The organism is Enterobacter sp. Ap-867 (assembly GCF_011752855.1).
Classification (GTDB): Bacteria; Pseudomonadota; Gammaproteobacteria; order Enterobacterales; family Enterobacteriaceae; genus Cedecea.
In genome coordinates this window covers 203,583-229,034 of the sequence record NZ_VWWS01000003.1, presented here as the reverse complement: position 1 = coordinate 229,034, position 25,452 = coordinate 203,583, and the positions used below count along the sequence as shown (strand labels likewise).

Below are 25,452 nucleotides of genomic sequence, written 5' to 3'. Positions count from 1 at the left end.
GGACGTTAATCCTTCACGCTATAAAACCACAGTAAATATATTGCTCTCAGCTGAGGTAAATCACTCTCCCGGCGCACTCACCGTCCTTGAAATCCATAATGACCAGGGCGTCACGATCCTCTGGCGCCTGAGCAATAAGTTCACCTTTTGCATTCCATGCGGCGCTTTTCCCGACTGGCTTCCAACCGCCTGAGTTGCCGCAGTAATTGGCCATTAGCGTAGGCATTGCGTAAAATTTGGCGTAGCTTTTAAGCACATCGGTATCTTTCTCATAGCCGCCCGCGCTCAAAACTGAATTAATATAAATCTCAGCGCCTATCTGCACCGTTTGTTCTACATGCCTCGGCTGCCCGGCGTCTGCGCATATAGCCACACCGACGTTAAACGTGCGGGCCGTAATAACACACGCCGCTGTGCCGGATGAAAAGTAATCAGACTCTCCGGGGTGAAGATACATTTTTCGATAATAAGAAATTGGCTGCCCGGCAGAAATGACACATGCGCCAATGGCCGGTTTATTATCCTGCACATACAAAGGTGCCCCCGCCACAATGGTCATCTCATGGCGGTCGGCCAATGCCTGAAGCGGCTGGAGGCAGGACTCATCGATGAGAGCCAATTTTCCAGCTAGCTCAGGCTCATAACCCGTTAAAGAAAGCTCCGGAAAAATGATCAGGTTTACATCTGCCGAGGCGGCCAAAGTAATCAGCAATTCGTGACAGCGCATATTCTCTTCAATATTGCCGCGAACCGGAGCAAACTGTCCCGCGGCAATGCTTAACCTTTCCCGAATACCGTTCATACTTATCCCCGCAATTTTTTTACAATCATCGGCTAAAATCTTAAAACAAACACCTTGCCTCATATTCAGGCAGCCCCAAGGTTCTTTTGGCGCAGGGGGTTGTAACCATCATCCAAAACCGAACAATAAAAAACGGGAACCCTAAGGCTCCCGTTGTCACATCACCAGCGGCGCTGATTACATGTGTTTAATGATAGCGTCGCCAAACTCTGAACATTTCAGCAGCTTAGCGCCATCCATCAGACGCTCGAAGTCATAAGTTACGGTCTTAGCTTCGATAGCGCCTTCCATACCTTTAACGATCAGGTCTGCCGCTTCGAACCATTCCATATGACGCAGCAGCAGATCCAGCCTTCTTCTATAACTTTTTGTTTTAAAACAATAAAAATGCTTTTCCTCTCTTAATTCCTCATTTTTGGTAGTAATTATAAGCTATTGTTTTTGTATAATAATCTTAGAGTTTTGATAACCAGATTCCCCACCTTCGTATGTCAAAAAGCGAGTGACGATCTTTGCCGCTTTATGCCTGTTCACTATTCTTAACACGAGTTATATAGGTAAAGCACAAGTTTTCTACCCTCAGAAAAACTTCTATGCTCCTGGGCCGCATGCGAATGCTGCTCCATTCGATATGGATAATCGACCATAGTACTCTCCTTTTCTGACCAAGATAATAAGGTGCTTAAATGTTCTTAGAACTGATATCTCTCATCATGAAGAGCATGGTTTTTATGTAGTAAACTCATTGATTTTTTTTGAGATTTGAAGAATAATTTCTTTTTATATTACAATTTGAGATTATCATTTATGACAATTGATAAGTTTATCGCTCTTAGTGCTGCTGTAGCTGCATGTATATCTGCAATAGCCGCATTGATAGTTATTCGTCAATCTAATATTCAGAGAAAACTTTCTTATAAGCCGCAAATATTGCTTAAACCCCAGTTCTTCGAATATAAATTCAGCAACACGAGTCACAATATTTTCAACAAAATCAATTTTAGAGATGATTCAGAAAATAACTCCCATAAGAAGAATATTGCTGTAAACATAGGTTTGGGCGCAGCATTAGAAATAAAAGTAGAATGGATATACGACTCTACCAAGATGATAAACAATATAAATGAAAATTTAAAAAAACTATGCAAACCATTTTACTTAGTTAAAGATAAATTTGGCATTTCGCTTGAAAGAACAGATGGGAGCGATGGCGGCTCTTGGCATCGTGACCTCAAGCAGGATGATATTGACTACATACTATCTAGTAGCCAAAACCCTTCACCATCGGAGATACTGATTCCTTTTCATTTTATCTCATTGATTTGCTGCAATATAATCTACGCTCATAGTGCAGGTGAAATTCTAGATAAGTCATCAAATAAACTAGAGGTAATAATTTATTATAAGGATATAGGTGGTGAAAAGCACACAGCACATTACATAGCTGATGTTAGCTTAACTATGTTTTCTCAAGGCAATGATAATACTTTAGCTACAGGTAGTTTAATATTCAAAAAGAAACAGGAAATGAGCATGGCCGAGGATAAAATTAAAAAAATACGTGAAATGCGCTCTAAAATCAGTGAGGAAAAGGAAATAAATTACTTCAGCGAGCTATGAAAATTAAAATATGGATTACAACCCAGCCAGAAATCATATAGGAATTATACCAGCCCGTGAATTTAATATCAATTTAAGCTTACCATCTCTACCATTGAGCGTAGATAGATACACTCACGAGCCGACCAAATCAACATTTAAAACCAGCATCTTACGGCTGGTTTTTTTATGTCTTATTTTTGTCTGGGGAAGCGTTGGGGAGAAATGGGGGAATTACTGCCGACACATAGCAACATTATTTAACCCGCGGCAAATCCACATATCTCGTTGTGTAGTGCGGCGAAAGCATTTCTCTCTTCATCTTCCATGCCTGCTGGACGCCCTGCCCGGCAAAGTACAACGTCCCTCTTCCATCTTTGGCATTGAGATGATCCAGCACCGTCATCAGCTGTTCGCTGTTGGGCTTGGGCGCGTTATCGTCGAACAGGTTTAACTGGGCCACTCCCTGACTGAAAAAATCCCCCAGCATGATCCCTGCTTTCTGGAAACGATGGCCATCCTGCCAGATAGCATCCAGACACCGGCAGGCTGCCGCGATAATATCCCGCGTATCCTGCGTCGGTGTTAATAACTTCACCGATGCATGATTGCCGTAATACCGTTCGTTAACTGCGAACGGACTCGTTTTCACGAACGCTGACACATAGCGGCAATACTGATGCTCACCGCGCAGCTTTTCTGCCCCACGCGCGGCGTAACTGCAAATGGCCTGGCGCATCTGCGCGTACTCCGTTACGCGCTCTCCGAAGGAACGGGAACACACTATCTCCTGCTTTGTTGGCGCAAACTCCTCGAGGCCCAGACAAGGTTCACCGCGTAGCTCCCGAACGGTACGCTCGAGCACGACATTGAAGTGCTTCCGGACAAAACGAATATCGGTATCCGCAAGCTGAAGAACCGTCTTAATGCCCATGGCTTCCAGCTTTTTTGATATACGCCGACCGACGCCCCAAACCTCGCTAACCGGCAGCGCAGCCATCAGCTTCCGCTGCCTGTCCTTGTTAGACAAATCAACCACGCCTCCAGTCTGCTTTTGCCATTGCTTCGCGGCATGATTAGCCAACTTGGCGAGGGTTTTGGTTTGCGCTATGCCGACGCCGACCGTCATCCGTGTACGCTGCAAAACTGCTGCACGAATCTCCCTTCCGAAGTCGGTTAAATCCCGACAGTTGCTGACGCCGGCCAGGTCGCAGAAAGCCTCATCGATGGAGTAAATCTCGCAGCGAGGGGACATATCTTCTAACGTGGTCATCACGCGGTTACTCATATCAGCATATAGCTCATAGTTGCTGCTGAAGCACACCACACAGTAGCGCTGGAACAAATCCCGTTGCTTGAAATACGGTTCTCCCATTTTGATGCCGAGCACCTTTGCTTCCGCGCTCCGGGCAATCACACAACCGTCGTTATTCGACAGCACAACGACGGGTTTGCCCCGCAGATCCGGCCTGAATACTGTCTCGCACGAAGCGTAAAAAGAATTAACATCCACTAGAGCAAACATCTACGGCTCACATGCACGGGTTATCATCAAACTCATCGGTTCGCGCATCGTTAATGATGTACGTCACGACGCCGAACACATCCACACTTTCTCCATCTTCCCCGTAATGCTCCCGCGTACCTGTATCAATACGCTCCAGGCATTTTCTGGGATAGAGGCGCAGGCGCCGCAGCTGGAATCCTCCCTCCAGCTCGCAGACAAGAATTGAACCATCGCATGCGGTCACCGAGTTATCGATAACGAGCAATGCTCCTTTCACGATCCCTGCCTGCAAATATGTTTCCATAGCCCGCATGAAGTAGGTCGCCGCGGGATGGCTGATCAACTGCCGATCGAGAGAAATCCGGCTTTCGGCGTAGTCAGCAGCTGGAGATGGGAACGCCATAAAACCCCCAAAAAATACTGTTCATACATACAGTATATTTTGGAATTTTTGGGAATCAACAGTAGAAAAGTGACGTTTGGCTAAGGGTCTGGTAGGAGGGAGAATTTATTTTTTCGCTAACAGGGCTTCGAGTTCTTCTATCCGGGCACCCTGTCGCTTTACGGTCTCAGCAAGCTCATTGAAACCGTTAACCAGAAGCGCCACCACGCCGTTATAGTTAACGCCCAGCATCTTCTCGGGGCCAAACTCATAGACCGCCTCAGGCAACACCGGATTTACGTCCTGCGCGATTAACCCGGCCTCCTCTTGGTAGAATGATTGATCATTCTCAATGAGGGTATCGCGCTTAAAATAAGTGTAACCCTTGAGCGCGGCGATCTTCTCGCTGGCCGACTCAATCGGCTTGAGGTTGGCTTTCATGCGCAGATCTGAGCTGCTAACCCATTGGCCAACAGCCCCGCCAACCATGTTGAATTTCCAGGACGCGCTACCTACAAACAGACCGAGAATGTGGTTGTTATTGGAAGAAATCACCGAGGACATGCACGAACCCCAATCATTCCCCCATTTCACCGTTTTGAAAATCGTTGAGGCAGTATCAAGCGACTGATGTTCTATGATGTGACCCGCGGCCTTGTTGCGCCAATCATCCCAAAGCCCACCCTCTACTTTTGAGGTCGTCATGGCACCAGATGCGCCGGTTATTACGTCAGCAATAACTATTCTGGCGGTATCTGGCAGACTTGAAAATGTTAACTGTTTTTGTAGTAGGATGTTATCTAAACCAGATAGCATCCCTTCCTCATTAAATTGCAGGTATCGATTCTTATTCCCGTTGTTAGCATGAATTGTAACCACCGATTTGCCGGTGACTATTTCGTGATAAACCCTGCCGTAAGATATTACAGTGCCGTTTGCATTAACCCTTCGCATTTGCAAGATGCCAGAGTTCGGGATCGTGTCTGAGGCGTCAAGATTTACACCGCCAAATGTTGGGGCATGATTTTTACCCAATTCCAGATTATCTCGCGCCCCTGCAGCTGTAGTCGCGCCGGTTCCACCTGCGTAGATATCAATCGCTTTATTAGTACCGTTTCTGTCCTGGATCGCGAAAAGGCCACTATTGCCAACGACAATACGGTATTGACCGCCAGGGGAGTATAGGAACGAGTAATCAACGCCGCCGCCAGTATTGACGAGGTTCTGATAATATTTGAGCGATGGCCCTGTGTACTGTTTGCCGTCTGGAAGATTTACCGTAATGTTGCCAGCACCGGTATAAAGCTGAAGCCAGTTGTCGCTTTCAAGGTTCATAAGGCGAAGCGCTTTGAGTTGCTGGACGCCTAATTGATACGGGATAGCCGTCACGGCATTTAACGGTACTGCATCCCAGGCCAAATTTGCAGTGGTTGGACCGTAGAAAATCTCGGTTAGCGTTAATGCCGTAGGTGATTGAATAGCACCTATCGTAACTGAGTACGACATGCCACCAATCACGACAACCATGAAATCGCCAACCCGGTTTTGTGTACCAAACGCAGTGCCGCTCCCGGTGACTGCTGCAGATCCATTCGTCAGCGTAAGTGTACCTTGAGCCATATTCTCCTCCATTAAAAAGGGGCCAGTGGCCCCATTAAATTAGTTATGCGAATGAACCTGAACCGCGTGAGATTGTTGCCGTTGCACCAAGGATGTCCGTAGGTGCAAGACCGAAGGCGTAACACAATATTTGAAGCACAACAGATCTGGCTGTCACACCCTGCACTGCAAATCTGACAGGGAAATGTAAAGCCGTTGCCGTGTTGTTGTTAAATTGGTACGTGTATGACTGGCTGCCGATAACAAGTGTTACCCTGGCGTAATTCGTTGTAGAGCCTGGATTAATTTTGATCACGGCATCGATGCAGATCGACTTCGGTAGTCCATCGGCTGACGAGCTGTCATTATAAGTCATGCCTGTATAGAGGTACGCGCCTGCAGTATTCGGTTGCTGAGGTGGAAATACGCCCATATTAGCAACATCACCAATGAAGCTACGTGCCTGAACTGTGCCGGTAAATACACCATCTGTAGCATTAATGGTCCCCGTAAAAGAACCACTTTTGGCTTCAACGTGCCCGCGTACTGTGACGTCGTTGAATACCGCGTAACCGCTTTTTGTGATTGCCCAACCCTTCGTATTTCCATCCCATGTTGTCGACCATAAATCCCCGACCATCAGATTTTTTATGGTTCCTTCCTGAATCATCGCGCTATTTATAAACACCTGACCGTTAACAACCGAGAACGGTGAATACTGAGCGCCATTGGGCCCGGATAACATCACGAACTGGTTAGCGTTGATGGCTACACGGGTAATAATCCCGGCCCCGTTCGCTATGGTCGCAACAGAAAGACCCGCGTCGTAATACTGGCCGTTAAACTCGACACCAGTTTTAAGCGTATAAATTGCTGTAGCCTGGTCGGCCTTCGCATAAGCGGTGTATTTCTGATCAATAGCTGATTGCTGGTCTGCAAACTTCGCTGATACCTGCTGTTGATACTGCGAGAACGCCTGCTCGGAATTACTCTGGGCTTGCTCTATTGTCAGTATCCGGGCCGACTGGCCCTTAAACGTAGCTTCGACAACACGAGTGTACTGAGCAAATGCTTCTTGGTCGTCAGCGCGCGTAGTCCATATTTCCGCGATCTGGGCTCTCGCTTCACCGTGCTGCCGGTTTTGCTGCCGCACAATGTCGCCGCTCTTCAGTGCCTCTTCTAATTGCGCCTGCAGGCCGAAGTCAATTTTATCGGTGAGCTGCTTACCGTCATCAGCAGTCAGGAAACCATCAGCGATATCTTTCAGATAATCATCAGCATTATCGTTCGCCATCCCCCTGATCCAGTCTGTCCAGCCTGACTCATTCCCGCTTTTATCAACCAGCTGCGCACGGTAATAGAAAACCTGTCCGGCCCGAAGTCCCATTTGCGTATAAGTCGCCTGGGGATATGGAACATCGGTGAGCAGTATTGGATCTGAAAAATCATTATGTGGCGTGTACTGAATTTCAGTTTTCAGCGTGTCGCCGGTATTCGCCGGGAACCCCCACACCAGACTGATACCCCAGTTAATTGGCGTGGCCGTGAAGCCTACTGGCTTCGGCGGGTTGCCTATTTTGCCGGTCAGCGTTTTTTCTTCTGAGTAACCCCACCCACTGGAAATTTCTGCAGCGTTGATAGCGCGCACACGCACCAGGTAGCGGCCAGCGTAAATCCCCGGCACATCAAACGATGTGGTAGAACTACGAGGCACGTTAACCCAGTTTCCATCGTTTCGGCGCCATTGCGCCTCATAGGAAATTGCGTTGGGTGCCTGGTCCCAGCTGCAGCGCATCGTTTCAACACTGATGCCTTGCTGCACGACGGAGAAAGAGCTGATAACGATATTGGCCGGCGCCGTCTGGTTGCCCGGCGGGATAACGCTTATCGGGCGATCGTCAATCAGCGCACCGGTATCAATACGGGCATATTTATCCGGATCGTAATGCGCGCCGGAGATCGTAAACGTGTTGTCGTTATTGTCGGACAGGCTGACCACACGATACTGCTGTGTGTAGAGTTCATCGGATTCAACAACCCAGACAGACTCCGCCTGCGGCACTTCGCTGTAGGCTGTGGTTACCGTAACCACCCGATCGTTTACGGCCTGAATAGTCCGTGCCTGTGACGCACCGGATGGCAGGTTGAGAATCAGACGACCGCCAGCGGCAATATCCGGTTTTCGATCAAGAGTAATAACGCGACCGTTCACGGTACTAATGCGGCCGCCGGTCACCTTCCCGGACAGCATCTCATCAGCAACCGCGATGATGTAACCGGGCTGCGGTATCATGCCGTCGAGCCCGACGGAAAATGTCACCACCCGGTCTTTGTTATTCGTCAGGATGCCCCAGCGCCCTTTCCTGTTCGCTTCGCTCTGCCGGGTACAGCCGATTGCTGTCAGCTCGAGCTGGTTAAAGCCGTAGCGCGCGACCAGCGCCTGCTCAAACACGGGCTCCATAGCATCAGCATAAGCATTCGCCGGATCGGACCACGAAACCAGCGCCGTGGTATAACGGGTTTTTGTCGTGCTGCTCGAGTAATTGAACTCGCCATTAAGGACGTTGGCGCGAGTGTAGCTGTAGTCGATATCCCTCGGCATATCCGCCAGGGCGACAATCTGGTTTCCGCCCCAGTAGGTCATCCCTCGAAATATGGCTGCAAAATCACGCAGAACGGTGTATGCGTCGTTCCTGTCCTGGACATAAACGTCACAGGTATAGCGCGGTTCGGTACCGCTGCCACCTTTCCCATCCGGTACCATCTGGTCGCAATACTGGGCAACCTGATAAAGCGTCCATTTATCGATGTTAGCTGCGGTGAGTCGCTGCCCCAGGCCAAAGCGATCGGTAATAACGATATCGTAAAAAATCCAGGCCGGGTTGTTCGTCCATGCCCATTTAAAACCGCCCGTCCAGGTCCCACTATAAGTCCGGCCAATCGGATCATAATTATCCGGTACGCGGACAATGCGCATCATTGGCTCGCATGAAACCTGAGGAATACTGCCGTTGAATTGGCTGGAATCAAACTCGACATACAGCAAAGCGGTGTTTGGGTAACGCAGCTTTGCATCAATAACTTCGGTGTAGCTCTGCAGCGTCATTGTGTCGCCGATCTTGGCGCTATTGGCATCCGCAGTAATTTTACGCAGGCGTACTGTCCAGATGCTGCCAGTTTGCGGAAAATCAATGCGGTGGCTGCGCTCATAGCCTGACGTAGTTTTGCCGGTAACCGCAGTGTTAACGACCGGCTGCCAGGTCCCGCCATCGGTCTGAAGCTCGATGATGTAGTTGATGGAGTACCCAACCAGATCACCGTTGTCCTGCTGGTTAAACAATGACGGCCATTTCAGGCGCAGGCGAATTGCTGAAAGTTGGCCGTTGGTGAAAGTATGCGTCCACGCGGTAGCGCTTGAAACTGTGGTGCCGACGCTGATCTCGTTCTCGGTACCCGGCATGCCCTGGATATACGTTTGCGCCTGATTACCCGGGCGAAACTCCCACGCTACACCACTGAAGTTTTGCGAGCCGTCGGCATTTTCAAGCGGTGTGCCGTCCAGAAAAATGCTCTTACCGTCCAGGCCACCAGCAAACTCACCCTCCCCCAGCGCCAGCAATAGTTTTGCTTTGGCGACGGACTGGAGATCATCAGGTTGCTCAACAGGTGTACGCGGGGAGGAGCCACCGCCCTTATTCCCTTTGATAAGCGTTGCAGTTGTCATATTGCGCCCATAAAAAAAGCCACCCTGAGGTGGCCTGATGGAAAGAGAGATTAGTTATTGCTGATCTTCGACGTAAATCCCTGCTGAGATAATTGCCCCGCCAATGCGGCGTTTGCCGTACCCCAACGGAACCGGGTATCCCTGAGCTGCAGTATTGGTCACTCCGCCAAATGCGTAGGAGGCTTTGTTGTCAGCGCCTTGTTTACTGGCCAGCCCGGTTGGCTGTGGGGAAAGCATTTGCACAATACCTCCAATTGCCACAACCGCCCCGACTTTAAAGATAAGATCACTGGCACCAATGGCAGCGCCCCACGGGGCAAATGCCGCCGCAGCAACCAGCGCTACACCTATTATGGTTTGAAGCAACCCGGCTTTCTTGCTGCCTATGATGACGGGAACAATGCGAATAACCTCTGATGTTACCGGGAATTCCAAATCATCCTGCCCGATATTCTTTTTCCCTTTGAAGACCGCATAAGTTAGCCCGCGACGATTGCTGGTTATCATGAATTTTTCGAATCCAGGAATGGTCGCTGCGAGAGACCGCGTTGCCTCATGCACTGTACTTATTAAGCGCTGATGGATTTTCCCAAATGTTTTACCAAGGATTCCACCAAGTTCTATTTGCGTCATTACCTCTTTCATAAAAGCTCCAAATAAAAAAGCCCACCAAAGTGGGCATCTTAGATAACCTTAAGTACGGGTTATTTATTTTTTAATGAAGTTAAATATTGTTACTCATTTGCTGATTGAAGAAAAATTATAAGGCTCTTAGCATCTGCGCAAGTTTCATAATTATCGGGTTTAACATTTGCAGTGCAATTTTCCGTATAAAATCCGCTATTTGTCATTGCAAAATTAGCAGCTAGTAAAACCACCTTCCGGCAAGTGCTGTAATTAGCATCCTTTTTACAAGCACTGTCGACGGCTTTATTCATCGTTTCTATCGAATTATGATTTTCCGCATTTGCATAAAAAGACATAAGCACAGCAAATGCCAGCAGTAACTTCTTCACATCTCTATCCCCATAGATATAAGTTTGGAGTAATCCTAGCACTGTCAGCCCTAGAGATCATTCCTTTGGTTCCCCCCTGTCTAGAGATTGCAACTCATTCCAAATAATCAACTTTTCACATACAACCAATAGTGAGTCGGTTCTGGCTGGCTAAAGCTAAAGAAAAGTATTGTACCTTAGTATCTTCATCGTCCGTTCCTGCCAGTAGCCGCCATAAGGCACACGCTGGCTCAAATGCCCGTATAGGTGGTGCAGCAATATATTGCCCTCAAGCAAGATCCCGGCGTGGTTCCACTTATTGGCCTGCACCTGCATGATCAGCATGTCGCCAGGCTGCGGCGGCCCGGTAAACTCCCGGAAGCCACATTCATACCAGCAATCCTCATAGAAGTTCTCCGGGTACTCATCCTCCCACCAGGGGTAATCAACGCGGTAATCAGTCAGCTCAATGCCGTGAGTTTGCCGGAAGTAACTCATCACCAGGCCCCAGCAGTCAAAGTGACCAAGCACAAAGGGGCGTTCGAGCAAGGGAAGTTCGCCGCGCGGCTGTATTGTTCGAAGGTCACCCTCTGGCCAGCTGACAATATGCCAGGGCAGCAGCGTGGCGTCGCACTGTGCTTTGTCCAGTTCGCTCGGCTGCGTTGTAGCATCCGGGTGACTATGCACGATGCCGATCACCGATCCCCAATCCTCAGCAGCGGCATAATCCTCCGGCGACAGGTGAAAATGCTCAGTCGGTTCGGCTGCCAGATTGCGGCACGGGAAATAACGCTCAACCCGGCTTTTCTGTGCCACGACGCCACAGCACTCTCTCGGATATTCGGCGGCCGCATGAGCCATGATGGCATTAATCGTTTTATCGCGCATCTCAGCTCCTGATTAGCGAAGTTCCCGGGAACCCGCCAAACGGCAGAGCCTCGTTTTCGCCAAATCGCAGCTTGCAGCCACGCAATGTGCCGCTGCACTTATCAAGAGACGGATCGCCGACCGAGTTGTTTTTATCGTCGAAATAGCGCGTCCCGGCATAATCACACCCGTCGCCGGACCGGTATTTGCCTCTGATGCACCAGGTACAAAGCGAATGCAACTGGCGCGTTGGAATCATCAGCCCCTGCAGGTCCATCGGGCTGCTCAGCGTAAACTCAACAGAGTGGTTGTTCTCCGCGCTTTTGCTGTCGATGTACCAGACCTGCAGTTTTTCCTGAGTAGGATCGGCTGACGGGTTTCCCGCGGGGAAGTTAGCGGCATCCAGATACTGCGCTAACGTGTCATGGATCATGACTTTTGCCTGCAATAAATCATCATAAGCCAGGCAAAGTGCAGTAATGGAGCCATCAAGGTTTGCAACGGTAAGTTTCGGCTGTGCGTCCGTCCCATCCGTTGAAAGCTCTATGCCCTCTATCTGGCATGGCCACGCCGAGTATTTCTCCCCCTGCCACCAGATAGCTTTAGCCGTTAACTTTGACTCATCGCCGCCGGCGGCTTCAATTTCTTCAGAAGTATGAGGGAGGGTGTACGCGTGGAAGCGCAAAACATCGCTCACGCCAAACGCGGTACCGTCCACTTCAAAAAGCCGGACGGTATTTCCCGGCTCCAGTTTTTGATAATCACTGTTTAAGGACATCACATTCCCCCGGCAGAAAAGCTCTGCTCAAATGTCACGGATATCGTTGCCTGCGTTTTACCGTTCGGCACCAGTTTTATCGAGTCGGGCGCCGCACGATATAAGCCTTTCTCACCGTGCGGCGGTGTCCAGATAAATGACCGGGTGCAGTGCTGACGGCAAAAGTCCCTGATGGCCTTCGCCGTCGCCAGCGGCCCACGGTAGGAGTATGGAAATTTAATTTTTTCCGAGTTAATGCCATCCTCAGAAACCTGGCTGTAACCGTCGCCGAACTGAATCTTCCGGATTGTCCTGTTGTATTCAGTCGCCGGCTGGCTGGCGATTTGTGTCGGCCAGGTGAATGTATCGATTGCCATAGGCCACCTTTAGCGGGATTTCATTGCGTTGAAGATTAAGCCTCCTGGACGGATGGCCTTAACGAGGTTGTTCTGGCAGAACTGATCGAGCATTTTCATCATCGCCTGATTCATAGCATCGCTGCCGCCTGAAGTCTGGGATGTGGCTGTGCCGTCGCTCTGCAGAATGATTGTGTTATGGAAGACCGGGCTTCCACCACCAGCATTCCCGGCCACGACGCCGAGCTTGCCGTTAGCGCCACGTCGTAGAGGCAAGATGGCTTCCGGGCCGGCTTCTCCCATTACGCCGCCGCCTTTGGCAAACGCAAAGAATGTTGGCCTGTCCACAATGCTTCCGCTGTATGCACTCAGGGAAGATGAGTTGTAAACGCCACCATTGGCATTAAACTCAAGGCCAAAGAAGTTCGATGCCCCTTTAACCCCGTTCACCAGTGACATTTTGACTAAAATTTCTGCCAGCATGCTCAGGATAGATTTGGTGAAATCCTTAAAACTGGCTCCGCTTCTCGTCAGGAAAGACGTCAATTGTGAAGAGGCACCATCCAGGACAGCGGCACCCACGTTCTTCATTTGCTCATAGCTGTTCGTAGCCGCATCAGAGTAATCAGCCCAACTTTTTTCCACTCCGGCCTTCCAGTTACCGCGCAACTGATCCTCTGCTGCATAGTAATCTTTGGCTGCCTTGAGCTGCTGCTGATAACCCGCATCCTGCAGAGTGCCGCCAGCGTTAAGCCACCCGCTGCGAAGCTGGGCAAAGGTAGACTCACGCCCCGCCATCCGGTCGCTCATCGTCGCGCTGTTGGCCAACGCAGATTGTTTCTCGGCCATTTGCGTAACATATTTCGACGCGGTATCCATCCGCTTATTGAGTTGCTCCTGCGCAACAATCTGATCACCGAGAATTGCTTTCTGGTTTGCAAGCTGAAGGACCTGCTTCTTGCTAGCAAGGAGTGACTTTTCCTGATTTGATAAGCTTTTTTTACCTTCTAAAACGGTAAACTGCGCTTCCGCCGTCCATAGTTCTTTGCGCTGCTGGCTGATGCTGTCCGTGACACTTTTGTGCTGTTTCAGGACTTCAAGCTGTGACTGCAACGCAAGCAGGTCGCGCTGGTTGTTATCCTCCGCCCGATCCCCTGCAGGAGTCACATACCCTTTGGCTTTCGGCGTTTTGGGGTCCTTATAGAGCTTCTCAATACCGGCGCGAGCTGTCGCTATTTCCTCCGGCGTCCAGAGTCGAACCCTTTTATCCTCTGCCAGGGTCTGCGTTGCTTTAGCGGCTTTGGCATTATCCGCAATGGCTTTGTTCAGGTCCTTCTGTGCCAGCGCGCGTTTCTCGGCCTGGGTAGTACCGGCATCCAGATATTTGTTGAACGATACTTGTGCATCAATACCGTCTTTATTGATCTGGTTGAACTCAGCCTTTTTCTGGTTGCTTTCTTCCTGCTGCTTAATGGACAACTGGAGAGGGGCGATCTGCGCCTTTAAAGAAGCAATCGCAGCTAACTGAGCCTTTCGACGAGAATCGTATTCCTGATCCTGGGAGCTGGTATCGTAACTGTACCCGTATCCCATTCGCTGACGCTCAGGCAGCAGATTTTTCTCAAGATCAGAGAGTTGCTGCTGCATCTGGCTAAGCATTTGCTGCGGCGCTGCCGGACGCCCAATATTCAGCAGCTCGTCCCACATACCCTTAAAGGCGTTACGGGTCGCCAAAGCTGCGCGCTCGACAAGCCCCAGGTTATCCAGAATCTGCTGGCTGCGCTGCTGCTCCGCGCGGCTATAGGCATCTGCGGCCGCCTGCCCTGCAGCTTCTTTATCGCCGCGGCGCTCGAGCGAGGAAATGTACTGGAACTGAGCTGCGGTAAGGTAATGCATCTGCGCATTCAGCTCAGCGGAGCCCTTCGTTGGCGCGTCGTAAAGCTTCTGGAAATTCTTGATCGTCTCATCAACCGATTTCCCTGTGGCCTCCTGCATCGCCACGGCGGCGCGGGTAATACTCTCGATCTGATAGCCTTTAAAGCTGCCACTCCCCACGACCTGCGCCAGCACGGCAGCGCTGGTTGCCTGCGAGCCGTGAGTCCCTGCAATTGATTTCGCCAGCTCAGCCAGTTGCCCGGAGGTTTTACCGGCATAGCTTCCCGTCAGGATCAGCTGCTTGTTGAACTCGACGGACTCCTGGCTGCCCTCGTACCAGGCCTTACCCAGGGCATAAACAGATGCCGTAATCCCACCAACAACCCCGGCTATCCCCAGCCCACGCAATGTCATGAGCTGATCTATCCACCCGGCCCGGTTTGCCAGCGTGATACCTGAGCCGCGCAGCGCCCCGAAGTTACCTCGCGCAGCCTCGCCAATCAGGATGCCAATTTCGCGCCGCGCCGCCGCACTTTGCAAACCCAGGCCATGCGTGGCCACTTTGGCTGCGTCAAGTTTGCGAATATAGATATCGGCTGCATCACTGACGCCAAGCTGTGCGGCTTTGTAGCGGAGCATTTCGGCGTTCGACAGATTCTGCGCGGCAACCTGAGATTTCAGTTTCTGAATGAAATTGACGCGCGCGGCGCTGGCTTTTTCCTCTTCCAGCCGCAGCTCTTTCTGCCGTTCGGTCGTGCGGGTTATCAGCGCCAGGTAATCCTGCTGAGAAATTTTCCCCTGCCCGCGAGCGGTGCGCAGACGCCCCTGCATACCGGCCAGAGTCTGCGTCTCGCTGGTTAGTCGCCGGGCGCCGTCAATTTCACGGTAAAACGCTTCTGCCAGTTCATCTTGCTGTTTCGCGGTCGCGGCAGTTTGCGTCGTTGTTTCCTGCAGCTTCTGGCTATATTCCGCCACACGTCGGTGTGCTTCATCCACAGCCTGGGCAGATTTTTTCCATGCTGCTGCCATTTCATCGGCTGCAGAGGATTGCTTTGCCTGAATATCGCTGACCGCCTTTACGCCAGCCTCGCCCATTTGTTTCAGCGCGGCAGCCTGAATTTGCGCCGCTCGCGCCATTCGCCCCTGGGATTTATCAGACTCGTCCGCCACCCCTTTCAACTGGCCCCGGATCCGGGCTACCTGCTCTGAGAAGGAAGCGCTGTCGACGTCCAGGTTAATTACCAGATCGCTAATTTGCTGGGCCATACCGTACTCCCCCGTAAACACCCTCGCCCGCTAACATCAGGTCTTCATCCGTCTTTTCTTGTTCGGGCTCAACCGCCTCGCCAGTCAGCAGACTGAAATCAGCATCAGAGATATCGCTGTTGCCCGTCAGCATCGCCACGATGAGCCCCTTAGTGGTGGCGAACTCAGCGTCCAGCAACTCGTCACTAAACGGCGTTACTGCAAAGTGGCTAACCCAGCCGGCGAACTCTGAGGCGCTCATTTCGCTTAGCATCCGCCGCCAGTCTGCCCGCCGGAACTCACGCGCGAGGCGATGGATAAAGGTGCGCTCACGGGCAACTATTTTGCCAGGGGGCGCGCCTCTGCTGATTCATCACCGAGCGCAGTATTGTCAAACTCTGCCTCTTCCTGGGGCTTTGGCATCAGGTCGCTCAGCTCAAGCACTTTTTCAACAGCCATATTCAGCGCTTCAGACGACCAGGTGCGCATCACTTCGCGATGCATTTCCTCTTCATCCCGGTCTGGTGTGCTATGCCACAAGGAACGGGAGACAAGCCAGGAATTTGACTGAACGTTCTTTTTAACGACCAGGGCACCCATTTTCATTTCAGAGGCGCCCTCAGGAATATCCGCTTCAAGGGTGGCGAGATACTCAAAATATTCGGCGCGCTGCAGCGCGGATAATTCAAAAAGCAGCACAGATTCGCCGCCAATCGACAGATTCTCTTTTTTCAGAAACGACATAGTTTTTACCTTCAGATAAGCCATTATTTTTGCCAATGGGAATGGCCCCGCTCGGGGGCCTTAAAGAGGAAAATCAGGAGACAGTGACTGCACAAATTGCAACGAAATTGCCATCCGGCGTCATGCCGATAATTTCCGCCGTTCCTGCGGCAACCCCCGTGATGGTGACCACGTTATCCAGTACAGTGACGGTGGCGATCGCTTTGTTGGACGTGACAATACGCAGAGTTTTAACCGTCGCGCCAGCAGGCTGCAGCGTAAAGGTCGCCGTTTTGGTCTTGCCTGCTTCGACCGCGACCGTCGCCGGAGCAACAGTCAGGCCTGTTACCGGAACGAATGAGGAACGGTCCTCTTCCGCCAGGGATGGCTTGCCAGTATTAGTGACTTTCACAGAGCGGGTAATAACTTCTTTCGCCGGGATCGCTTTCCCCAGACTGCTTACCCAGCCCCGGAACACGTCGACCGCGCCGTTTGGATACTTAATCTTGTAACCACGGACGTCGCCTTCGTTGAACCACTCCACCAGCCCCTGCTGGCCGGATTCACCCGGTTTCCAGGCCAGAGTAAAGCTGGTATCACCGGCAGATTTTGCCCCCTGAGCGGTCGAGTTCCAGTCCGCATCCTCATCGTCGACGTAAGTGTCGTCGTAGGATTCAGCGGTCATTTCCCCAGGGGTGATTTCTTTGATTTTAGCGAGGCGGGTCCAGTCAACATCACTCAGCGGATTGCTGTAGGGATCGCCGGCCCCGTTGTACTGCCATAGTGTGGTACCCGCACCTTTTACCGGCGCGAGAGGATTTGGGGTTGCCATAGTGATTTCCTTACATTGAATAGGTGAGAGAATAGGTCAGGTCGACAGATCCCCAGGTGGCCATCTCATCGTCGCGCTGATAGTCATAGCCCTGCGGGGTCATGATTTCGATAAGCGCTTCAAGTCCGGGGATCTCTTGCAGAGCCGGATAAATCTTTTCCTCCAGCCAGGTGTCGAGCGCGGTATCTGGATTTGACGCTTTCAGGAAAACTTCAATGTGAAGAGTCGCCTGCCAGTCATCGGCATCAATCGTGGCGCCGGTATATTCGGCGTCTGACAAATACACCGCCACCGCCGGAAGATCCCCCTCCTCCAGGAATGCCGGCCGACCGTCAAACCAGGTGACGGAGTCAGAAATATCGGCTTTCAACTTCGCCAGGACGGCGGCACGTATAGCACTGTGTTTGCTCATCGCGTCAGGTGGATCCTCAGTTGGTTTTTAAGTGCGGCTGACAATTCCTTTGGCATATCGCTCTGGATTAGATTTTTTGAAAGGGTGGTAAATGCCTGCGTTAAGGGCGCTTCCAGGGGAACTTTCACAACATCGATGGGGTAGCGGGCCCGCCCGACACGCCGCATCACCTGCCAGCGGCCATTGGCCAGTTGCTGGATGAACGCATTGCGGAAGGTATAAGGCCCGACTTTCAGCACGCTCCCCTGACCGTGTTTGGCTCCTTTACGGCGGGATAGCCTGACGCGAGCTGCGCCGAGCTTTATTGCCGGCAGGTTGCCGCGGTTAATTTTTATTGAAGCGACGAGACGATCATGGCGGGCCTTTTTGAGTCTTGAGCGCTGCCTGACCAGTCGAACCGGGAGCCCTTTTTTACGGTTATCATCGACCGTTACCTCTTTGGCCACCTGCTTACTGCCCTGGCTTATTGTTCGCCCCGCCACACGGTTTAATGCTTTCGCGGTGGCATCCGGCACAATCATGCGGCTCAGGCTGTTCAGGTTCTGGATAGCCCTTTCCAGGCCTTTAACTGACATAAAACCCCCTTACTCAAGGTGGATCCTCGGCTTGCCATTAAACGAATCGAACCGCGTCACCATCAGGGTTTTCCCCTCCCAGGTCACCTCATCGTTACGACGGGGTTTGTAGGTGGCAGAGAAAACCACCAGCGCGGTGCCGTTGCCGGACAGAGGCCCCATTTCTTCCAGCTGTTCAGCCGGTACAACATCGAAGTCATGCCCGTTAATGGTGGCGGTCTTACCCATCTTCACGATGGTGGCCGCATCCATGCGAGCCGCCAGCCGGTCAAAGGCGTTAGCCATTGATTTTTACTTCAACAACGGTCACGCCAGCACCCGCCTCTTCCCAGGCAACGCCCGCGGCGACAGCATCCGCTTTATCGAGCTGGATTTTTCCGGCTTTGATGAACACCGCCGTACCGGCGGCGATATCATCGGTAGCCAGTTTAGGCAGAAGGAACACCCCGGAAGCGAAACCATCCCCGGTACCGCCGGCAGGAATATCCGTAATTGCCACAGCGACAAGCGAACCAATAACCACCGGATCGCCACTCAGGATTTCACTGTTTCCGGTATTGTTTACCGGGATCGTGTTCCCGTTTTGCACGAAGTTTTTAGCCATAACATTCTCCATTCAGCCCCTGCCGGGGCTGATTTTGGGTATAAAAAAAGCCCTGACGGGCGAGGAGGTAAAACGTAGAAGATTACTTGCCGGAAGATTTTGCCAAGCCGCGATAATCCAGCGCCGCAGCAGCCGCATCAATACGGACTTTCGTGGCGATACCGTCAGTGTTAAACCCTTCCTGTTGGTCGATGTACGGCATATCGATACCATTGAGGTAAGCCACCTCAATAGTGTCGCTGCCCTTCGCTGCAGCCAGATACCAGGCAGCGGCATCAGCAGCATCGAGGCGCGGTTCAGCAATCACTTCCGCAAAGTTCTGGATCGGGTTGTTGATGCCGGCGTTAATATCCGCCCCTTTCACGCTGGCAGACTTGATAGTCTGGTTTGCGAGCGTTTCCAGCCCAACCGGAACAAGCATGTAGGCCGGACGAATGTTAAGTGTACGTTCGCCTTCTTTCTGCAACCGCATACTTTTCCGGGCTTCATCGATGCTGGCGACTGAAATGGCGCCGCTGGACAGGTTTTTATGGTCAGCGTGGAACAGCGCTTTGCCGTCGGACAGTTTCGCGTTCGTGGTAAGAATGGCATAAACCAGATCACCGATTGTGCCTTTCGCCGCGCGCCCCATCTTCATCGGAACATCAGTGAGCTGATTCAGATCGTCATTGATGATTGCCTGACGGGTGACCGAGAAGATCTCGCCATAGGTGGCCAGCGCAATAGTCTCGCCTTTATCGCCGGTAGTAATGTACTTGTACTCTGCCCCCTCACGAACCTGACGCAATGAAGGGAAACCACCCATGCCAACGCGATGCGCGGTTTTAAAGTCAGAGAGCTGGCCTTTTTTGGTCCACTGTTCAAAGGTTTCGTCGGCTTCTTCCCAACCCAGCAGCAGAGATTTATTCGCCACATCCAGCAGGATGTTTCCAAAGTCCGACGTGCTGTGCGTCAGTGCCTGACCGACCATCTGCATCGGGTTAAGACTGGAAACGCCAATCCCGCGCTCAGTCAGCGCCATACGGGCATATTCGCGCAGGGTCATGCCGTTGTAGACGTTATCGCTCTCCGGCTTTTCATAGCCTGCGCGAGCCATCAGCGCCTGGCGAATACCGTCGCCGACAAAGTTTCCGTTCCCGGCGTGAATGTGCGCGGCGCTGTTTTTGTTGGATGGGGTGCTGGATTTGCCCAGGGCGGCCAGCAGCTGGTCTTTCGCCTTTTCAACGGTGCAATCCAAATCGGCCACGCAGCTGGCCTGCAGTTCGCTATGCTTACCGCCAAACATGGCAAACAGGTCGTTAATGCCGTTAACGCGAGCTTTTTGCTCGGCCATCACCTGCGCACGGATTGCGGTTTCGTCGACAGGATCAGGTGCGTTTACTGGCGCCTGAGCATTTGGCTTCTGTGGATCACGCTGGACGGTGTTACGTGGTGGGGTGACCATGTTACGAATGCTGTTTGGCATTTTTTCAAATTCCTCAATACGTTTTGAATGGATACAGGCCATTGCCTGCAGAGCGGGGGTGGTCTGGTCAGCGAAACCCAGGGCGAGGCATTCAGCGCCATCCATCCAGGTTTCATCGTCCAGCATCGCGGCAATCTCTTCGGTGGTTTTACCGGTCTTTTGCGCGTAGGCAGGGATCAGCACACTTTCAACCTTGTCCAGCAGATCGGCGTAGTCGCGCATGTCGTTGGCATCCCCACCGGCAAAGCCCCAGGGCTTGTGGATCATCATCATCGTGTTTTCCGGCATGATGACCGGGTTACCCACCATGGCAATGACCGACGCCATAGACGCAGCAAATCCATCGATATGCACCGTGATCGCCGCGCCGTGGTGCTTCAGCGCATTAAAAATGGCGATGCCATCAAAAACATCGCCACCGGGCGAGTTAATGTGAAGATTGATGTGGCTGACTTCACCGAGTGCTTTCAGATCGCTGACAAACTGTTTTGCCGTTACCCCCCAATAACCAATCTCGTCATAGATAAAAATATCGGCATCCCCTGTGGTGCCGGCTTGCATGCGAAACCAGCTATTTTTTACGCTGGCTTTCGGACGGCGGGCCGTCCTGTGGTTTAGCTTCGGCACTGGTGCCTCCTTTGTCGTTGGCGGGGTCGGTGTCATACACCAGTCCCAGTTCTTTGTTTTCGTCAATTTCAGCTTTTCGCCGGCTCTTCACTTCATCCGGGTTACGCCCGCCGGCGCGCACCCAGTCAGATTCGGTCGCGGCGCCGCCCCGGATTTGGATTTTCCAGGCATTGGCCTCTTTGACAGGATCAATCCACGGCATGACCGGCCCTGAATAAACCGCGCTGTAAAGTGAGTCCATATCAACGCCGCGAGGAACTTTAATCTCACCGCTGAGAATCGCCATTTTGAGCCATGCCCGGTACATAGGACGGGTAACGGCACCGATGAACCAGTCCTGAAGGATCAGATAGCCGTCGGTCGACTCAACCAGCTCCTGCCGCTGGGCACTGTAAGTGCCGTTATAGTTCCGGGACGTGCTGGAAAAGCTGAGCCTGATCCCAGCGGCGACAGCGCGGAGCTGGCCGTTGCGGAAGGGCTCAAGATTGGGGTTTGGCCGGTCGGATTTAATCATGCCGATTTCTTCACCAGGCTGGAGATCGTCGTAAAGCATACCCGGCTGGATATTCAGTTCGCGGTCCTCAGGTCCTGAACTGTCCGTATCAAAGGTTTGCCCATCCCCCTTTTTGATGTACATCCCGAGCGCTGCCGCAATGCGCGCCGCGGTCAGTTCGGAATCTTCATACTCCTTGAGCGCGCTCAGGCGCATTAACACGCCCGAGAGCAGCGACGCGCCTCGGGTCTGGTGTAAACGCCGGGTAAATTTGAGATGCAGCATATTGGCCGCGTCGATTTCTTTCGTATCGAACTGCCGGCCAGCCACCGGGAGGCTTTTATAAACCTGATACGCCTTAGGCCTTCCCCAGTCGTCGACAGTGATGCCCTGATTCAGCTTTTTTGCGGCATCACTGGTCATTGGGACAAAATCAGGCTCCAGAGCTTCAAGCCAGAAAGGCACCCCGGCCACGGGCACCAGCCCTGGGGCGCTACCCTGCACCAGTTGAGCAAAAACTTCCCCGTCGCGGAGCCAGGTCCTCAGCATCAGACGCTCCAGCATGGGGCGGGTAAACTGCCCGGTAACCTCTGGCCTGACAGACCACTCCCCCCATTTCTTACGAATCTCCTTTGCCAGTTTTTTAGCGACCGTTCCGTTCGCCAGCTTTGGGTGGGGTTCAACAACAATCCCTTTTGAGCCCACAACACGTTCTTCCAGCTTATCGAAAACACCAATCACCAGGTCGTGGTTGTTGTCGAGCCATCGGGCCTGCTCGCGGAGTGATGCGGCACCCATCTGGCTTAGCTGGTCAGCCGTCCGGTTTTCCCGGCGAGCTTTATGCGTCCTGCTCGGTGTTACCGCTTCATAGGCCTTGATCATCGCCCTGGCGCGAAGCCGGGAGACTTTCCAGCCAGGAGAAAATGCGCCAATTACGTCATCCAGAATTGTCATTTAAACCTCGCCAGTCGGTAACCAGGCCGCCCCTGCCTCTTTTGGTTCATCAAAGAGAGGCGACGCTCCCATTCCTGCCGCCCTTTTCGAATCTCGGTGAGGTTCTCCATCGTCATTTCCTGACCATTGAACCGGATTGACTTTCCGTCCAGCACCGCCATTTCTGCCTGGCTGTAGCGCTGGATCATGGCTTCAATATCGCTTTGGTTCATACCCAGCCTCCTGAGGTTTTCCATGGGTTAGCTTGTTCAGTTTTAGCGCGCTTGCGCCGTTCTTTTTTACTGGCTGGATTAGCGTTCGTTGCCTGGAGTGGAATAGCGGCATCTTCCCCAGGTAAAGATTCAATCCATGTTTCCCGCTGCGCCCATTCAGGCGCATCTGGCCATTTGATTTTTTCGTAGCCGTGCAGGATCACCAGGGCATCCGCGTAAACCAGCAGGTCAAATGCTTCGTTCGCCCCCCTGCCAGGCTTACTCCACTTGCCGTCAACTGCCCGTTCCTCATAAGTCAGTTCTTCATAGAACCAGGTACCCAGCCATGACGGGAAATGCACATACCCTGGCCCAGGTGATTCACGCCATAGCGCATTGTTCACCCGGTCTTTTAGGGCATTGGTCTGCAGGAGGTAGAGGGGAACGTCACCGGCAGCCAGCGCGCGGCGGCCGGTTCGGTTAGTGTTATCAGGCATCGTGCGTTTAATGAGTTGAGCGCGGGTGGTACTGTCGCCTTTGAAGAGGTAGACCTTTTTACCCAGTCCATCGCGGCGGCATTTCCGCCAGAATTTATAAGCGTTATCGGTCACCCCATCTTCGCCGCCGGAATCGACGCCCATCGCCATTAACCGCATGCCCTTTGTCGGGTCGGAGGCCAGTGGCCAAGTTTTATTGAAAACGTCGGTCAGCAGCAGATCCCAGTCCTCGGGATAACTTGCCGGATCAATTTGCAGGCTTTCACCATTGCTATCACAGCGTAACGACTGCTTGATGTTGTACCGGTCCACCAGCCAGCGCTCCCCCATGGCACCGTAGCCGGTAATCTGGACCACAAACCGGCGGTTTCGTCCGGCCTGAACGTCCACCGTCGCGGTCAGGAAGCAGACGCCATCGGGAACGCTACGCTTGGGTACATCTTCGGCGCGCTGTTCCAGCAGCTCGCTTTTGCGTTGCTCCATGCTGGAGCGCGGGAGGTATGGCCGACCAAAGTCGGTGTTTACCACAGTTTTTAACGTTTCTTCGCTACGCGTGGCCTCGTACTCCTGCTCGGCGGTAAGAAACTTATAAATCAGCTGCGCCCAGGTCTGGTAAGCGGCGGCCGGCCCCTCCATCCAGAAGGAAGCAATACGGGACCGCCGCCCTTCCCCCGATATGCCTCCATCAGCATCAATACGCTGCCCGTCGCGGAGCCACACGCATTTCATATTCAGGGAGCGTTTCATACCAGGTGTGATTTTGCCCTTACAGGCCGGGCACTGGAGCACCGCCGCCTCGCTGGCAGCAACAGGATCGGCTATTTCACGGTAGCTGGTCATGTTGTCCATTTCCGGCTGGAAATATTCCCCGCAATGCGGGCATGGCCAGTAAAGCCGGCGGCGATCACCGCGGTTGTATAACGAAAGAATACCCGTGGTGGGTGGTGCTTCATGTGGCGAACTACGGCGCCATTTCGTATCACGCACGTCACGCCCTGGGGAGCTTTCCACCAGCGTCATACCCGACGACATAAAAGTGGTGGTTCGCTTTGAGGCCAGGGAAAACGCATCCCCCTCGCCGTCAATATCTTCCGGAAAGCGGTCGTAATCAGTGAGCGCCACACTTTTATAATCAGAGGAAGACATGATATTGACCGACGGCCAACCCAGCTTCAGGTAGTTCCCGGCGCGGAAGGTGCGGTCATACACGTTGTTATCGTTTCTGCGCGGGCTTAACCGAGTTTTCACTTCCGGGCTACTGCGGAATGTGCGGTCCAGGCGCTTCTTCGAATGCTCGCGGGCCTTTTCCTCTGAAACCTGAATCACCAGCATATCTGCCGGGTCGCACACAATGTTGTAGACGATCCAGCCATCAATCAGGCCAATCGTTTTGCCCGTTCGCGCCGGGCCTACGAAAACAACCGCATCGTATTCTCGTGACGCCAGGCAGTTCATCGGTTCGATAACATAGGGAGCCAGATCAGGATCCCATGGAACGGAGTTACCTGCCCCCATAGGGACACGCATATAAGAACTGACCGCCTCGGCGACCTCCATTCTGCGCGGCGCGCGAAGGATGCCGGAAACGTCGCGGCGGATACCACTTGCTGATGCCCGCTTAGCCATCAGTCCTCCTCTGTTTCGGCCTCCTCTTCTTTTGCATCCAGGACTTTTTGAGCCAGCTGGTCACGTAAATCATCAATCACGCTCTGGACGCGAGAAACCGCCACCGGCGGCAGCGCGCAGTCGCGTTCAAGAATATCGGGAAGGGTTTCGAGCACCATGACGACGGCTTTTGCCATCAGTGAAAACTCTCTGGCAACCTCATCCGCAGGAATAAGCTGGCCAGTGTCTTGCTCAAACTTGAGCCTTTCATTTTCTGCTTTCCAGTGAGCCAGGCGGTCGGCCGGCGGCATATCCTCCAGATTGGTTGATACCGTCGGGATCATCAGTTCGGTCAGAATATCCGCGATGAGGTAGAGCTTTAATTTGCTGTTACTGCCCGCTGCGGGCTCTACATTTTTAAGCCGGGCGGCAACCGTCTGCCGGTGAACATCGGTGATGGCCGCCAGTTGGTTGATATTGAGTTTGAGAGAGGCAATTTCCTGGTCCATGATGGTGAACACTTTTTAAACGATTCGACATCTTTGAAAAATGGCCCTCATAAAAAACAAGAACCTACCCACATGATGATGATGACCATGGATCCGAAAAACTAGCCGATTCCCGCGAGCAAGCCGCCCCGTGGCAGGCCATCCTGCCGGGAGGACCCACAAGTGATATTGATCATCATTAACGATATATGAAGGGAATTATTACTAACAGGCATAAAAAAGCCACCTGAAGGTGGCGTTTAGATGGGGGTGTAAGA

General features: G+C 52.3%; 24 protein-coding genes and 1 pseudogene. 1 reads left to right on the top strand and 24 read right to left on the bottom strand.

Annotated features, from left to right (window positions below; genetic code table 11):
* Positions 1-46 precede the first annotated feature (46 nt).
* Positions 47-865, bottom strand: a complete 819-nt coding sequence (locus tag F3J26_RS11560; protein ID WP_166993925.1) for a carbon-nitrogen hydrolase family protein — start codon at positions 863-865, stop codon at positions 47-49.
* 114 nt (positions 866-979) lie between these two features.
* Positions 980-1,150: pseudogene (locus tag F3J26_RS11555) on the bottom strand (isocitrate/isopropylmalate family dehydrogenase); the annotation flags it as partial.
* A gap of 459 nt (positions 1,151-1,609) precedes the next feature.
* On the opposite strand from F3J26_RS11555, the gene F3J26_RS11550 reads away from it, so the two are divergent.
* On the top strand, positions 1,610-2,422 hold the full coding sequence (locus F3J26_RS11550; protein ID WP_166993921.1) for a hypothetical protein: 813 nt from the start codon (positions 1,610-1,612) through the stop codon (positions 2,420-2,422).
* Positions 2,423-2,657: 235 nt separating this feature from the next.
* On the opposite strand, the gene F3J26_RS11545 is transcribed toward F3J26_RS11550, so the two are convergent.
* The 22 genes from F3J26_RS11545 to F3J26_RS11440 form a co-directional block, all read right to left on the bottom strand.
* Positions 2,658-3,926 carry a Y-family DNA polymerase gene (locus tag F3J26_RS11545; protein ID WP_166993919.1) on the bottom strand — a complete coding sequence of 423 codons (1,269 nt, stop codon included), beginning with the start codon at positions 3,924-3,926 and terminating at the stop codon, positions 2,658-2,660.
* A gap of 7 nt (positions 3,927-3,933) precedes the next feature.
* Positions 3,934-4,311 carry a HumD family translesion DNA polymerase gene (locus tag F3J26_RS11540; RefSeq protein WP_166993917.1) on the bottom strand — a complete coding sequence of 126 codons (378 nt, stop codon included), beginning with the start codon at positions 4,309-4,311 and terminating at the stop codon, positions 3,934-3,936.
* Between the two features lie 105 nt (positions 4,312-4,416).
* Entirely contained in the window at positions 4,417-5,910 is a 1,494-nt protein-coding gene (locus tag F3J26_RS11535) for a tail fiber domain-containing protein (protein WP_166993915.1), read from the bottom strand.
* A gap of 43 nt (positions 5,911-5,953) precedes the next feature.
* Positions 5,954-9,613, bottom strand: coding sequence for a TipJ family phage tail tip protein (locus F3J26_RS11530; protein WP_166993913.1), 3,660 nt, complete (start codon positions 9,611-9,613; stop codon positions 5,954-5,956).
* Between the two features lie 54 nt (positions 9,614-9,667).
* Entirely contained in the window at positions 9,668-10,258 is a 591-nt protein-coding gene (locus F3J26_RS11525; protein WP_166993911.1) for a tail assembly protein, read from the bottom strand.
* Between the two features lie 89 nt (positions 10,259-10,347).
* Positions 10,348-10,629, bottom strand: coding sequence for a hypothetical protein (locus tag F3J26_RS11520; protein ID WP_166993909.1), 282 nt, complete (start codon positions 10,627-10,629; stop codon positions 10,348-10,350).
* A 156-nt stretch (positions 10,630-10,785) separates the two neighbouring features.
* Positions 10,786-11,496 (bottom strand): C40 family peptidase, encoded by a 711-nt coding sequence (locus F3J26_RS11515; protein WP_166993907.1) that lies wholly within the window; start codon positions 11,494-11,496, stop codon positions 10,786-10,788.
* A 1-nt stretch (position 11,497) separates the two neighbouring features.
* Complete coding sequence (locus F3J26_RS11510; RefSeq protein WP_166993905.1) at positions 11,498-12,253, bottom strand: phage minor tail protein L; 756 nt, start codon at positions 12,251-12,253, stop codon at positions 11,498-11,500.
* Positions 12,253-12,609, bottom strand: a complete 357-nt coding sequence (locus F3J26_RS11505; protein WP_166993903.1) for a phage tail protein — start codon at positions 12,607-12,609, stop codon at positions 12,253-12,255. The genes F3J26_RS11510 and F3J26_RS11505 overlap by 1 nt, the downstream gene beginning before the upstream one ends.
* Before the next feature lie 9 nt (positions 12,610-12,618).
* Positions 12,619-15,729 (bottom strand): phage tail tape measure protein, encoded by a 3,111-nt coding sequence (locus F3J26_RS11500; protein WP_166993901.1) that lies wholly within the window; start codon positions 15,727-15,729, stop codon positions 12,619-12,621.
* Positions 15,713-15,982 (bottom strand): phage tail assembly protein T, encoded by a 270-nt coding sequence (locus tag F3J26_RS11495; RefSeq protein ID WP_255483440.1) that lies wholly within the window; start codon positions 15,980-15,982, stop codon positions 15,713-15,715. Before F3J26_RS11495 ends, F3J26_RS11500 begins: the two co-directional genes overlap by 17 nt.
* Before the next feature lie 65 nt (positions 15,983-16,047).
* Entirely contained in the window at positions 16,048-16,476 is a 429-nt protein-coding gene (gene gpG / locus F3J26_RS11490) for a phage tail assembly chaperone G (protein ID WP_166993899.1), read from the bottom strand.
* 49 nt (positions 16,477-16,525) lie between these two features.
* Positions 16,526-17,263: a phage tail protein gene (locus F3J26_RS11485; RefSeq protein ID WP_166993897.1), complete on the bottom strand. Its 738-nt coding sequence runs from the start codon at positions 17,261-17,263 to the stop codon at positions 16,526-16,528.
* Positions 17,264-17,273: 10 nt separating this feature from the next.
* Positions 17,274-17,675, bottom strand: a complete 402-nt coding sequence (locus F3J26_RS11480; RefSeq protein ID WP_166993894.1) for a phage minor tail U family protein — start codon at positions 17,673-17,675, stop codon at positions 17,274-17,276.
* Positions 17,672-18,250: a phage tail protein gene (locus F3J26_RS11475; RefSeq protein WP_166993892.1), complete on the bottom strand. Its 579-nt coding sequence runs from the start codon at positions 18,248-18,250 to the stop codon at positions 17,672-17,674. Before F3J26_RS11475 ends, F3J26_RS11480 begins: the two co-directional genes overlap by 4 nt.
* Positions 18,251-18,259: 9 nt before the next feature.
* Positions 18,260-18,535, bottom strand: a complete 276-nt coding sequence (locus tag F3J26_RS11470) for a DNA breaking-rejoining protein (protein ID WP_166993890.1) — start codon at positions 18,533-18,535, stop codon at positions 18,260-18,262.
* A complete protein-coding gene (locus F3J26_RS11465) occupies positions 18,528-18,854 on the bottom strand; it encodes a DUF2190 family protein (RefSeq protein ID WP_166993888.1) in 327 nt (108 codons plus the stop codon). Before F3J26_RS11465 ends, F3J26_RS11470 begins: the two co-directional genes overlap by 8 nt.
* An 82-nt stretch (positions 18,855-18,936) precedes the next feature.
* Positions 18,937-20,946, bottom strand: coding sequence for a ClpP-like prohead protease/major capsid protein fusion protein (locus tag F3J26_RS11460; RefSeq protein ID WP_166993886.1), 2,010 nt, complete (start codon positions 20,944-20,946; stop codon positions 18,937-18,939).
* Positions 20,891-22,393 carry a phage portal protein gene (locus F3J26_RS11455; protein ID WP_166993884.1) on the bottom strand — a complete coding sequence of 501 codons (1,503 nt, stop codon included), beginning with the start codon at positions 22,391-22,393 and terminating at the stop codon, positions 20,891-20,893. The genes F3J26_RS11460 and F3J26_RS11455 overlap by 56 nt, the downstream gene beginning before the upstream one ends.
* Positions 22,390-22,605 (bottom strand): DUF6148 family protein, encoded by a 216-nt coding sequence (locus tag F3J26_RS11450; protein WP_166993882.1) that lies wholly within the window; start codon positions 22,603-22,605, stop codon positions 22,390-22,392. Before F3J26_RS11450 ends, F3J26_RS11455 begins: the two co-directional genes overlap by 4 nt.
* Positions 22,602-24,707, bottom strand: a complete 2,106-nt coding sequence (locus tag F3J26_RS11445; protein ID WP_166993880.1) for a phage terminase large subunit family protein — start codon at positions 24,705-24,707, stop codon at positions 22,602-22,604. The genes F3J26_RS11450 and F3J26_RS11445 overlap by 4 nt, the downstream gene beginning before the upstream one ends.
* Positions 24,707-25,195, bottom strand: a complete 489-nt coding sequence (locus F3J26_RS11440; protein ID WP_166993878.1) for a DUF1441 family protein — start codon at positions 25,193-25,195, stop codon at positions 24,707-24,709. The genes F3J26_RS11445 and F3J26_RS11440 overlap by 1 nt, the downstream gene beginning before the upstream one ends.
* Between the last annotated feature and the right edge of the window lie 257 nt (positions 25,196-25,452).

Bases quoted from the DNA above. Each gene is read 5' to 3' on its own strand.
- F3J26_RS11560 (WP_166993925.1), bottom strand. From the start codon at position 865: ATGAGGCAAGGTGTTTGTTTTAAGATTTTAGCCGATGATTGTAAAAAA.
- F3J26_RS11550 (WP_166993921.1), top strand. From the start codon at position 1,610: ATGACAATTGATAAGTTTATCGCTCTTAGTGCTGCTGTAGCTGCATGT.
- F3J26_RS11545 (WP_166993919.1), bottom strand. From the start codon at position 3,926: ATGTTTGCTCTAGTGGATGTTAATTCTTTTTACGCTTCGTGCGAGACA.
- F3J26_RS11540 (WP_166993917.1), bottom strand. From the start codon at position 4,311: ATGGCGTTCCCATCTCCAGCTGCTGACTACGCCGAAAGCCGGATTTCT.
- F3J26_RS11535 (WP_166993915.1), bottom strand. From the start codon at position 5,910: ATGGCTCAAGGTACACTTACGCTGACGAATGGATCTGCAGCAGTCACC.
- F3J26_RS11530 (WP_166993913.1), bottom strand. From the start codon at position 9,613: ATGACAACTGCAACGCTTATCAAAGGGAATAAGGGCGGTGGCTCCTCC.
- F3J26_RS11525 (WP_166993911.1), bottom strand. From the start codon at position 10,258: ATGAAAGAGGTAATGACGCAAATAGAACTTGGTGGAATCCTTGGTAAA.
- F3J26_RS11515 (WP_166993907.1), bottom strand. From the start codon at position 11,496: ATGCGCGATAAAACGATTAATGCCATCATGGCTCATGCGGCCGCCGAA.
- F3J26_RS11510 (WP_166993905.1), bottom strand. From the start codon at position 12,253: ATGTCCTTAAACAGTGATTATCAAAAACTGGAGCCGGGAAATACCGTC.
- F3J26_RS11505 (WP_166993903.1), bottom strand. From the start codon at position 12,609: ATGGCAATCGATACATTCACCTGGCCGACACAAATCGCCAGCCAGCCG.
- F3J26_RS11500 (WP_166993901.1), bottom strand. From the start codon at position 15,729: ATGGCCCAGCAAATTAGCGATCTGGTAATTAACCTGGACGTCGACAGC.
- F3J26_RS11495 (WP_255483440.1), bottom strand. From the start codon at position 15,982: ATGCTAAGCGAAATGAGCGCCTCAGAGTTCGCCGGCTGGGTTAGCCAC.
- gpG (WP_166993899.1), bottom strand. From the start codon at position 16,476: ATGGCTTATCTGAAGGTAAAAACTATGTCGTTTCTGAAAAAAGAGAAT.
- F3J26_RS11485 (WP_166993897.1), bottom strand. From the start codon at position 17,263: ATGGCAACCCCAAATCCTCTCGCGCCGGTAAAAGGTGCGGGTACCACA.
- F3J26_RS11480 (WP_166993894.1), bottom strand. From the start codon at position 17,675: ATGAGCAAACACAGTGCTATACGTGCCGCCGTCCTGGCGAAGTTGAAA.
- F3J26_RS11475 (WP_166993892.1), bottom strand. From the start codon at position 18,250: ATGTCAGTTAAAGGCCTGGAAAGGGCTATCCAGAACCTGAACAGCCTG.
- F3J26_RS11470 (WP_166993890.1), bottom strand. From the start codon at position 18,535: ATGGCTAACGCCTTTGACCGGCTGGCGGCTCGCATGGATGCGGCCACC.
- F3J26_RS11465 (WP_166993888.1), bottom strand. From the start codon at position 18,854: ATGGCTAAAAACTTCGTGCAAAACGGGAACACGATCCCGGTAAACAAT.
- F3J26_RS11455 (WP_166993884.1), bottom strand. From the start codon at position 22,393: ATGACAATTCTGGATGACGTAATTGGCGCATTTTCTCCTGGCTGGAAA.
- F3J26_RS11450 (WP_166993882.1), bottom strand. From the start codon at position 22,605: ATGAACCAAAGCGATATTGAAGCCATGATCCAGCGCTACAGCCAGGCA.
- F3J26_RS11445 (WP_166993880.1), bottom strand. From the start codon at position 24,707: ATGGCTAAGCGGGCATCAGCAAGTGGTATCCGCCGCGACGTTTCCGGC.
- F3J26_RS11440 (WP_166993878.1), bottom strand. From the start codon at position 25,195: ATGGACCAGGAAATTGCCTCTCTCAAACTCAATATCAACCAACTGGCG.